General features: G+C 35.1%; 7 protein-coding genes. 2 read left to right on the forward strand and 5 right to left on the reverse strand.

The features are described from left to right. The 3 genes from ACJJVP_RS05460 to ACJJVP_RS05470 all read right to left on the reverse strand — a co-directional run bounded on the left by ACJJVP_RS05460 (window position 1) and on the right by ACJJVP_RS05470 (window position 6,039). Window positions 1-720, reverse strand: a complete 720-nt coding sequence (locus tag ACJJVP_RS05460) for an ABC transporter ATP-binding protein (protein WP_405411487.1) — start codon at window positions 718-720, stop codon at window positions 1-3. 273 nt (window positions 721-993) lie between these two features. Next, entirely contained in the window at window positions 994-2,463 is a 1,470-nt protein-coding gene (locus ACJJVP_RS05465; RefSeq protein ID WP_405411488.1) for a DUF5687 family protein, read from the reverse strand. Between the two features lie 105 nt (window positions 2,464-2,568). Beyond that, window positions 2,569-6,039, reverse strand: coding sequence for a T9SS type B sorting domain-containing protein (locus ACJJVP_RS05470; RefSeq protein WP_405411490.1), 3,471 nt, complete (start codon window positions 6,037-6,039; stop codon window positions 2,569-2,571). Between the two features lie 341 nt (window positions 6,040-6,380). On the opposite strand from ACJJVP_RS05470, the gene ACJJVP_RS05475 reads away from it, so the two are divergent. Together ACJJVP_RS05475 and ACJJVP_RS05480 are read left to right on the forward strand one after the other, a co-directional pair. Then, window positions 6,381-7,430: a 2Fe-2S iron-sulfur cluster-binding protein gene (locus tag ACJJVP_RS05475; protein WP_405411492.1), complete on the forward strand. Its 1,050-nt coding sequence runs from the start codon at window positions 6,381-6,383 to the stop codon at window positions 7,428-7,430. A gap of 213 nt (window positions 7,431-7,643) precedes the next feature. Then, a complete protein-coding gene (locus tag ACJJVP_RS05480) occupies window positions 7,644-9,491 on the forward strand; it encodes an SLC13 family permease (RefSeq protein WP_405411494.1) in 1,848 nt (615 codons plus the stop codon). 4 nt (window positions 9,492-9,495) lie between these two features. Here ACJJVP_RS05480 and ACJJVP_RS05485 read toward each other — a convergent pair whose 3' ends face one another. Continuing rightward, complete coding sequence (locus tag ACJJVP_RS05485) at window positions 9,496-10,269, reverse strand: patatin-like phospholipase family protein (protein WP_405411497.1); 774 nt, start codon at window positions 10,267-10,269, stop codon at window positions 9,496-9,498. Between the two features lie 78 nt (window positions 10,270-10,347). After that, window positions 10,348-11,868, reverse strand: a complete 1,521-nt coding sequence (locus ACJJVP_RS05490; protein ID WP_405411498.1) for a Do family serine endopeptidase — start codon at window positions 11,866-11,868, stop codon at window positions 10,348-10,350. Window positions 11,869-12,257 lie beyond the last annotated feature (389 nt).

Below are 12,257 nucleotides of genomic sequence, written 5' to 3' on the forward strand. Positions count from 1 at the left end.
TTATTCCGCAACCGGTAAAGCACTCTCTGCACCAAAGAACACCTCCAGTTCTTTCAATGTTTCTGTAGATGTTTCTATGTCTTTAACCACTTCACCTTTATTTAGTACTACAATACGTTCGCATACTTCAGTTACATGAATTAAATCATGACTAGAAACTAAAACGGTGACGTCTTCTTTTGCAGCAAGTTCTTTAATAATTTGCTTTAGACGAATCTGTGTAGTTGGATCCAAATTTGCAAAAGGTTCGTCTAAAATGACCACTTTGGGGTTACCAATAAAAGAAGCTACGATACCAGCCTTTTTTTGATTCCCTTTAGACAAATCTCTCAAGTACTTTTTCTGACCCAAAATTTCACCGTGAAAGAAATCTTGATATTGTGCCAATAATGCATCTACATCCGCTTTATTTTGACCGCGAAGGTCGCCTATAAAGTAAAAATACTCTTCGGGAGTCAAGTACCCAATCAGAAAGGTTTCATCTATAAAAGATGATGTAAATGGTTTCCAATCTTCACTGGTGTTTACTTGAACATCGTTATTAATGATATGACCCGTACTTGGCTGAATTAAATCTAGCAACAAACTAAATAGCGTTGTTTTACCCGCTCCGTTATTACCCACCAAACCGAAACTTTGTCCTGTTGGTATATTTAAGGATTCAATATTTAATACTTGTTGTGAACCGTATTTTTTAGATAAATTTTCTATTGTAATCATAATCTTATTATTTACTTCGGCTACGCTCAGCAACCGTTTTGTTCGTTATTGGTTAAAAGAAATAAATCCAATTTATCTATCTGAATAGCTTATTAACAACTAGCCGACGTTTATTTACTTATCCCTGCAACTTTATATTCCTTACTGAATTCTTTAAGCTTTCCTAAAAAGTCTCCATAAATTTTAGTAAAAAAATAAAAGTAATGTTCTATAACTCATCATTAAAAAAGCTTTTTTCTTTGAACTTATTACTTAATACTCGGTACTTATCAATCAACTCGCCTTCTCTTTAAAACCTGCTATCATTCCGTATTTCTTTTTCTTGTATTGTTCTGTTATCAACCCTAGTAAATAATTCTTCATAGCAAAACCTATGATGCCTAGAACGGATAATACTCCCACTGCTACCTCTAAACTAAAGATGTAATAAAAGATGGAAAATATGATAATAGGAACGATTAAAACCGGAACCATTACCAAAAATTGAGTAGCACTAGCACCCTGCATATTACCAAACGGACTCTGATCCAGTTCGATTCTTTTTTTATTAAATGAACCAAAATATAAAATGACCGGTATATTAATTCCTAAGTTATATAATGCACAGCCAAAATTGATGGCCAAAGCATCCCAACCGAAGTAAACATAGGGTAGGGTCAATAAAAACATGAATACGATACTAACAGTAATTAAGGATACTTTAGACTCTAAATATTTGCGCATGGGTATATTCTGCGACATCATCATACTATAGTAACTACTATCCCAAGCAGGAATAAATTGTCCGAAATTACTCAAGAAAATACCCGTCATAAAAATGCCCACAAAGGCTTTCATCGGCATCATACTACTATACATATCTTGGGTGTAAAACACTAATCCGTAGAACACGAACAGAAGGGAAATGTACACCTGAGACTTCGTTCTTTTATTACGCCAAATCATTTTAAGATCAAGTTGTAAGAAAGAACCCATTTCTCCAAAACGCTTTGTCCAAGACATATCTGAGGTATTTGCCTCAACTGACTTTGTTTTAAGCTTGGCATCAAGATAAATCTTATCACGCAAAAACTTATAGTTCACATAATATATAAGAGCTGCTAAAGCAATAGGAATCAATACCGTAATTGGGTATGCATAAAGCGCATGAAAAACAGGAGCAAAAAACTCTTTTATAGAGAACACCCCAAAATAATCCAATCCATACCCTAAGACAAGAATACTACCTATTCCAATAAGAATCTTATCATTCTTATTTACTAACAAGTTCACGTAATTTATACTCAGAACAATTCCTATAATACCCACTATCCATAGTAAAACATTGAGTACAGGGTAGCCATTAAATAGTAACACTATTGCAAACGGAACTATAAAGAATATCGTCAATAAATTATAGATAGATGCTGCTGATCTACCCAATATATAATGTGCAATGGTACTTTTCTTAACAGGAGTGGTCAAAAATGGTTTTATATCCATTACAGGAAGTTTCTGCATGAAATACCTTAAGAATAATTCCATTAAAATCCAGTAAATAAAATATTGGCTAATACTCCACATAGGGCTTTGATCAGGGAATATTTCTTTTAAGATAAAGTACATTCCGGCTCCTGCACCAGCAAGTGATAAAAGCATGTATACGCCGAAAAATCCCATCACTATTTTTATCCCTAGACTTTTACCAAGGTTAGAGGACCTAAAAAAGGATTTCCATTGTAATGAAGAAAAACGTTTAAACATTCGGTTGGTTTTAGTATTCAGAATATAAGTAAGAAAAATCTTGAGTTTGTTACAAGATAATTCAAGAATATATTTCTAAACTACTTAAAATAGACCGAAATCATTTTATCGCTTTAAAGCAAAATGACCTGTAATTATTTGATTTTCAGAATATGTATATTTAAACCAATAATCTGATTCTGGTAATGAGGTTCCGTTAAAAGTTCCATCCCATCCTTTTGAATTAGGATTAATCTGTTTCAAAAGTTTACCGTACCTATCGTAAATAAACAATTGGGATTCAGGATACAGTTCTCCACCAATAATGTTCCAAAATTCATTATTACCATCTCCATTCGGAGTAAAAAATCGCTGGTAACCAATAGCTACAACTTCTTCTGATAAAACCCTACATTCTAACAAATCTCTCACAAACACCGTATGCTCACCAGGAAAGACCACAAACTCATTACTAGTTTGGTAATTTTCACCGTCTACCGAATATTCAAAAGGTCCCGTTCCCGTCGCATTTATTGTAATATTTATTTGGTCTGAAAATCCATTAACCTCAACGGTCATAGTTTCTGGTGCTCCAGATGATAACACCTCAAATGATCGGGAATTTTCACAACGTACCCCGTTTGAAGTTTGGCTTACCGTTAAATGGTATTCTCCTAATTCTGATACGTTGAAATTTCTAGTAGTACTTAGTTCTTCCCCTGCAGTATTCTGCCAAGACCACGATTCAAAATCTCCTCCATCAATAACTAAAGCAGGACTATCTGGACATATAACATAACGTTCTTCTATATTAGGTTGTGGTAGAAAGTTGATAGTAATTTCAAAGGATGTCGTGGCGTAGCAATCATCTAAATTATTTGGTTGAACCCGAGCGTAAATAGTTTCTTGATTCAATACATTAGTATATGCCGATGAATCTAAAGTATTTGTGTTGTTTTCAGCATCAACTTGAGAGGCGAAATACGTTACCTTGAAATCGTTAACAGATTGATTACCTAAAATCTCCTCATCTTTTTGGGTCAAATCTATAGTTTGTACACCTGTTTCATTGACATCACATAGAATTATTGGTGATGGAGCCTGCGCAAACGGCGTGTTATACACTTCAATTTCAAAACTATTTGTCACAATACAAGTTGCGCTTCTATTGTTCTCAATACTGTAAAATATAGCTTGAGGGTTTGTTGTGTTTTGATAGAAACCATTAATTTCATTTTGAGCCAAATTGGCATCTACTGCATTCTCATAATAACGCACCGTAAAATCATCAACATTTTGATTTACTAATATTTCCGCATTCTTTTCGGTAAGGTCGAAAACCGTAACACCATCATTATTGTCGTCACAAATACTCCAATCGGTGACTGTCTGAATTTCTGGTGAATCAAAAACTTGCAATTCAAAACTTGATGTTGCATAACAACTCGCATCAGTAGCATTTTGCACTCTAACGAATATTGTTTGATTGTTATTTATGGTATTTGTAAAGCTATCGGAAAGTGTATCAGTGCCATTTTCAGCGTCTACCATAGTGGTATGGTATGTTACTAGTAAACTAGTTGAGCTTTGTGTTCCAATGATTTCCGCTTCTGTATCGCTTAACAAAAATGCTGCAAAACCATCATTATTATCATCACAGACCTCTAAATTATTTGGGGTATTTGCGACAACTCCGGGACTGACCTCTATTGTAAAACTATCTGTTTTATAACAATCGGTATGAGTACTATTTTCCAGTCTCACAAAAATTTCTTCACTGAACAAGTTGTTGGTATAGTTGATAGGTAACGGATTAGAACCAGTATCGGCATCAGCTTGAGAAGCAAAATAACTTACATCAAAAATAGTTTCATCTTGACCATTAAAAACCTCAATGTCTTTTTCAGATAGGTCAAAGGTGTAAAATCCGTCAAGGTCATCGTCACAAATGGTCCAATCGGCTATAGTACCCAATGTTGGTTCTTTCTGGGAAATAACATTAAACTGGGTTGTATCATAACAAGCTGTATTGCTATTATTAGATACTCGTGCATAAACTGCCGTACTGCCTAACGGAAAATCATAATTCAATACTAACGGATTACTATTTGCATCTGCATCAGCTTGTGATGAAAAATAGGTGACGGTAAAATCTGATGGATTTTGAGTACCTAAAATTGCATTATTTAGCATGGTCAAATCTAAAGTATAGCTATCCTTCGTAACACATACCTCAATATTTGGTTGTGTGGCAGCAATAGGAGTTTCAAAAATGGTAATATTTCTTGTCTCCGTTTTGGTCTCGGATGCTGTAGTTACGGTGACGGAAACTGTATAGTCCCCTGCAGTGGCATAAGTATGACTTGGGTTTTCTAAGGTAGATGTGTTACCATCTCCAAAATCCCATAAAATAGAAACTGGGTTGGCACTAATAGAACTTTCAAAAGTCGTTGGGTTTCCTAAACAAAAACCATCAACCATAATATTCACTAAAAAATAACTTGTTATAAATGGTGGTAGACCTAAAACCCCTAACCTACCCCCTAAATCAATTGAACTATAATTCAAGTTACTTGCAACTCCTTTTACATTAGGGTTTTCGATTACACTTAAAGTTGGTCTTAAGTACTCCGTTAAATAAATTTTACCATCTATACCCAATTGAAGTGCGCCAAAAGTAATTTCTGTTGTATTTAAACTGACTACTGAATTTTTTATATCAACCGCCTCCAAATCATACTGATACAACTCAGTAAAATTAGAGCTATTTGTATATAAAAATCTACTATTAGGAGAAAATTCTATTCCAAAAAATCCCTTATATTCCTCGGTAGCATTTAATATGGCAACTGCATTTGTTAAGACACCGGTAGCGGTATCAAAATCCATTACGTCCACATTTAAGCCAGCATGTGCAGCTGCAACTTTTTCACCATTCGGTGAAACTTTAATGTATCCTATGGCATGGTAGTCATCTTCATAAAAATAGTTAGTTAAGTGTATTCCTAAATTAGAGATAACAGGAGTAGGATTTACTCCTGCCGTTGTAACCAAGTATGCCATATATGCATCACCAAAAGCATCATGGGTCAATACCCAAACATCAGTACCATTGGCATGGGTTACTGCGGTAAGTTTCTCCGAAGCCGGTGTAACTAATTGTACGTTTTTTTGAATAACGTCTCCAAGTCCGCCATTCAATGTAATATCCACCACATTATAATTGATACCATTTTCTAACTTTAATTTATCTGCCGTAAAAATGTAGTATAAATTGGGATTACCAGGATTAGGAACTATTATAGCAGATTGTGTTGCAGACGGGTCACCTAATAAACCATTTCCGTTTGGCATGGGCAAGTGGTTACGGTTCCAAACCGTAATACCATCTGTGTAAAATAAAAGATTACCATTAAAATCTGAAATGGTTGCACAGCCTTCCCTAGTATTTAAAGCACCATCTAATAAAGTTACTGGTGCTCCACTGTTAAAGTCAAGCCCAGCATTTTCTCCAAAATACCAAATAGCGGCTTCTTTTTGGGCGTGTAAAGTAAACGTAGAAATAACTATGAGGGCAATCGAAATAAACTTTTTCAAGTATAAGTAGGTTTGTTGGTCTTGCGCTAATATAAGAATTACAACATATAACGTAAGTAAAATACTTCATAGTGTTTATAATGTCGATAATTTGTCCTTTTTATTAAAGCTATCATATAATTAATTTAGAAATCGCTAATACTATCTCTCCTTTCCTGATATAATTTTCGGCATATCAACACTAATTTAAATATGCTCTTTCTACTAGATGAGATACTTCAATACTATTTGATAGCATAAAAAGTTAAACAAAAAGCAGTAATACTGACTTTTTTGACAAATGTCATATGATATCGCAAAAGCATGCTTAATTTTGTAATTCGATTTAAAGAAACGAATATATGTCGCATTTTCACCCATTAACGGTTAAACATATCAAACAATTGACGCCAACCTCTGTTGCCGTTACTTTTTCAATTCCGAAAGAATTGGCACAGACTTTCACCTTTACGGCGGGTCAGTATATCACCATTAAAAAAGAGATTAAGGGTAAAGAACTTAGAAGAGCATACTCTATAAGTTCATCACCTGAAAAAGATGGCATCACCATCGGTATCAAAAAAGTAGATAATGGCGGGTTCTCCAATTACGCCAACTCAGAATTAAAAGTTGGTGACACATTAGAAGTAATGGAACCAGAAGGTCGTTTTGTATTCAATACGACCAATGACGTACAGAATATTGCCGCTTTTGCTGCGGGTAGTGGTATTACCCCTATTATGAGTATTGTGAAGTCTGTTTTAGATAGTAACCCTAAGAACAAATTCGTTTTGGTTTATGGTAACAAATCTTACGAAGAGACCATGTTCTATACAGATTTGGTAAAATTAGAACTAGAATATGCCAATCGGTTTTTTGTATATTTCACTAATAGCCAAACTCGTGAAGACAAGGCGTTATTTGGTAGAATTGATACCTCAACGGTAAATTATGCTTTGTTAAATAAGCATAAAGACATTGATTTTGATGGATATTATTTATGTGGACCGGAAGAGATGATTCGTTTGGTACAAGATACTTTAATTGAGAATGAAGTGGATAAGGATAAAATCCATTTTGAACTTTTTACACCAACGGAAATAAAAGAAGAATTGCCTGTACAGGCAGATGGTCAAACTGCGGTTACTGTACTTGTTGATGATGAAGAATTTGAGTTTACTATGGATAAGAAAACCATAATTCTTGATGCTGTTTTAAAAGAAAATATTGATGCTCCATACTCATGTCAAGGCGGAGTTTGCAGTAGCTGTATTGCCAAAGTTACTGATGGAAAAGCAGAAATGGTCATGAATCAAATTTTGACCGATAAAGAAATTGCAGATGGATTTATCTTAACCTGTCAAGCGCATGCAACCACACCTACTATAAAAGTAGATTTTGATGATGTGTAAGCCCATTTAGGGATTAAAATTCATTAAACGTCATTACGAGGTACGAAACAACCTGACCAATAGGTACAACTATTCAACAGATTAGTACACTACTTTTGTAATGACGTTCTTTTTTTTAATCATTATCCACTCCAAGTCAAAACTAAATTCGATTGAGTCATCCTTAATGGAGCGTTGAAATATCTTTGATAGTATTTTCAATTCTCATTAGGTATGTCTATAGAAATCATTGGTGTTTTTATCATCATCGCAGCAGTCATTATATTGTTTGCTTTTGAGGTTTTTCCGATGGATAAAATTGCCTTTTGCATTATTGCCGCGTTACTATTGACAGGCTTGGTTTCCCCCGAAGAAGCCGTCAGCGGATTTTCTAACAAAGCCGTGATCACCATTCTATGTCTAATGATTTTAGCGATCGGACTTGAAGAAAATGGAGCCATTTCTTATCTCGCAAAAGGTTTAAAGGTTTTAAAGAACTGGCCGGTTGTCTTGGCCATGGTCGCTATTATGCTGATTGCAGGTAGTATTTCTGCATTTGTAAGTTCTACTGCTGTAGTAATAGTGTTTATAAAGATAGTTGCCGAGCTACGAGAAAAGTATCAACTACCACCAGGAAAATTATTATTACCTATATCATTCGCAAGTATTCTAGGAGGAAGCTGTACCCTTATGGGAACTTCAACCAACTTATTGGTCAGTAATATAGCTACTAGGTACACAGGCGAAAAACTCGGTTTTTTTGAATTTTCGTTCCTGGGAGGCACTTTTTTGATCATTTCTATAGGAATTATAGCCATTTTCTATCGTTTTTTACCAAAAGACAATGGCGAACTTTCAGACAATTATGATCTTGACCGCTATCTTTTGACCTTGACTATTGAACAAGATTCTCCATTAGTTGAGAAACCAATTGGGGAAAGCTTTATGTATAAAGAAGCTGACATAACGGTGTTACGCTTGTCTAGATATGGCTACGATCAAAATCTTGATAATCATGATTTACTGATTAAACCAAACGATGTCATTCTTTTACACTGTAGTTTAGAAAATCTTCAAAAAATGCGTGGTGAAGGTTATTTTGACGTCGATTTAGCAGAAAAAGACCATTTTACTTCTACTAAAACAACTCAAATAAAGAAAGTAGCAAGTTCTGAAAAGGCTGATGAAGAATCAAAAGATGACAAAGATGAAAACTTATTATTAGAACTTCTACTGTTACCCGGTTCTCGTTTTTTAGGTAGAAATTTGTCCGAGTTGAAAACTATATTGATACCAAGAGCTATTCCGCTTGGTATCAATAAAAGAAAGAAACTACGTATTCTACAAAATAGATTACACCAAAGTAATCATGAGTTTACAAAACTTCATGTTGGGGATCGATTATTAATACAGACTAAACCAGAATACGTTTCTAACTTTGAAAACAGCAATAATCTAGCGGTATTAAACCAATATGAAGGTCGCACGCCTGCTACTCCATTTAAAAGAAACTTATCCATCTTGATTTTAATTGCCACCATTGCCATGGCAGCTACGGGAATTTTTGAAGTAATGACGAGCGTAATTACAGGAACCTTAGCTATGCTTCTTTTTAAGTGCGTAGAGTTAAATCGTATTTATGAAAAGATAAACTGGCAAATTATATTCTTATTAGCAGGTATGATACCGTTAGGTATTGCGATGAGTAATGCCAAGGCAGACACTTGGATCACGGAAGAACTTTTAGCCTTAATGGCCGGTCAGCAACCAATATTTATAATCGGATTGTTATTTTTAACCACCATGATTCTAAGTAGTGTTGTATCAAACAATGCTACGGCAATTATAATGGCACCTATTGGAATTTCATTGGCCAGCGGGTTAAGTCTTGATCCCAAGCCATTTATTCTATGTGTAATGTTTGCGGCAAATTTCAGTTTCTTTACTCCCTTAGGATATCAAACAAATGCGCTTATCTACAGTATGGGAATATATAAATTCAAACACTTTATAGTAATCGGCGGGGTTATATCCGTAGTACTTTGGATCGTGGGTACCTTGCTTATAAGTGCGATGTTGTAATCAGCTATTTGGTAAATACCTCCTCAAACTTTTTAACAGCAGCTTCATAGCCAATGGCGTAGGCTTTTTCAATGCCTCTTCTATCTAGCAAGCCAATATGTTCCAGTTCTTTAGATTCTAGTACAAGGTGACAATTATTGATTTTTTGTCGGTTTATGGCATAAATCATTAATCCGGTTACTCTGCCTGTTAGTTGAAATGAATTGTTCAAATGTTTTTTCTCTAATTGAGAAACCACAGATACATTACTACCAATTACATAATCAACTTTTGGCAGCACAGCTTCGGACGGAAAATTGTTCATGATTCCGCCATCGGCATATAATTCTCCCTTATACTCTACAGGACTAAAAACAGGTGGTAATGCAGCCGATGCCAATAAAGGCTTTATCAATTCACCTTTATCGATAAAAAGCTCTTCACCTTTTTGCAAATTTGTAGCGACTACATGGAGTTCTCTATTCAAGGCCTCAAAACTATCATCTGGAAAATACTGTTTAAAAGAAGCTATATAACTCTCGCTATTCAATAAACCTGGTTTAGCAACAGCAAAGTAATTATATTTAAAAAGCGGTGTTTCCTTAAAAAACTTAAGCATATCTACTACAGGTTTGTCTGCCGCATACAATGCACCCACTAATGCACCAATACTACTACCGGATACCACCTTAGCCTCAATGCCAAACTCTTGCATTGCCTTAATAACACCTATATGTGCCATGCCTCTAATGCCTCCACCGGAAAGCACCAAACCAATGGACTTAGAACCTAATTGCATCTATCTAGAATTAATTTCAAAAAAAATGCCAAACGGATACTATTATCCGCTTGGCATAAAATTAATCATTATAGCGGACTATGAATCCAATCCGAAGGCATAATAATTTTTAGAACCATCTTCATAAACACCTTCCAACATTACTCCGCCTTTTTTGTTCTCCAAAATAGCAGCAACATCATCAATGTCATCTACACGTTTACCATCAATATGCGTAATGATGAAACCAGCTCTCATTTGCGTCTCACTCTTAATCTTACCAGGGTATAGTTTAGAAACTTGTACCCCACCATCAATATCTAATTTTTTGGCTAATTGCTTGTCTACATTTTCAAAATCCGCACCTAAAAGATTAAATACTTCTTTCTTCTCTTTCTTGATAAAATCTGTTCCACCTTGAGAATTATGTAGCTCTACTTCCAATTCTTTTTCCTTTCCATTTCTATTTACAATAATAGCAACCTTATCACCAGGTCTTTTACCTGCTATAATTTCTTGAAGTCTTGGTGACGTAGCTGTTTCTTTACCGTTTACACTAACTATAATATCGCCAGATTCCATACCTGCCAAATCAGCACCACTATCTTCACCTACTTGCTCTACCCAAACACCTTTGGTAAAGTCAACATCTTTTTCTTTTGCCAAGTTACTGTCCATAGTTCTAATAGAAACCCCCAACATGCCACGTTGTACGTTACCGAATTTCAGTAAATCTTCAACCACTTTGGTAACGATGTTACTAGGCACCGCAAATCCGTATCCGGTATAAGTACCGGTTGTGCTAGCAATGGCTGTGTTAATTCCTACCAAATTACCATCAAGATTAACCAAAGCTCCCCCACTATTACCAGGGTTAATAGCGGCATCTGTCTGTATAAAGCTTTCTACCGCAAACTTATCGGTATTGATATGAATGCTTCTTGCCTTTGCACTAACAATACCTGCCGTAACCGTTGAATTCAACCCTAACGGATTACCAACTGCCAATACCCACTCACCGACTTCTACATCATCAGAATTTACCAATGACATCGTTTTTAGATTATCGGCTTTAATCTGTAAAAGCGCCAAATCTGTCGTTGAATCGGTACCAATAACCGTCGCTTTATACGATTGGTTATTATATAAGGTAACCTCAACTTCATCGGCATTATCAATAACATGATTATTGGTAACGATATATCCTTGGTCGTTAATAATTACTCCCGAACCTGTACCTACTCTAGGTCTTGATTGCGCACCGTTTGGAGATTGCCCTTTAAACATATCTCCAAAAAACTCTTTAAAGGGATCCGGTAATTCTCGTGCACCTTGACTCTGGCTTGTTGATCCCGTTTGGGTCGATTTAATATGCACTACGGCATCTAAAACTTTTTCAGAAGTTTCCGTAAAATCTAAAGGCTTAATATTTCCTTCATTATCCTTTGTGTATAAAGCCTGTGCTCCGGGTACAGATTCAACCACGGTTACTCCGCTAGTTTCCTTATCCGATTCATTTTGTTTGTTAAATTGAATTACTCCAAAACTAACAACTAAGGCAATTACTGCTGAGAAGAAATAAACCTTCCAAGCGTTTCTGACATTTGTGTCTGATTTCATATGTATTTAATTTTATAATTCTTCTGATGTCATAATCTCAATAGCTATGCCATGCATATAGCTGTCATTGCTAAAAAAAAATTAAAAATGCATAAAATTTTAAGGGATTCTTTAGACTAATCAGTCTGTAATCTTAAAATTTTGCTAGATCCTATGATTTAATCTAGCTACATATCTCATTTTATAACAAGTTAATAGAGGAATCTACAAGTTAGCCAAAATAGTTAACCACTTAGAACCGACCACATGGTTTAAAGCTGCCATTTTGACTAAACATAACATGAATCATTCTTTCTGACATAAATTAAACAGGTTAGTGTACAAACGGACTACTAAGTTTGTTATAAGCTGTCCTACTACAGTATTTCAACGAAATATTGGACGTTTAT

The sequence above is a fragment of the Maribacter sp. Asnod1-A12 genome, assembly GCF_045063735.1.
In the GTDB taxonomy this organism is placed as follows: domain Bacteria; phylum Bacteroidota; class Bacteroidia; order Flavobacteriales; family Flavobacteriaceae; genus Maribacter.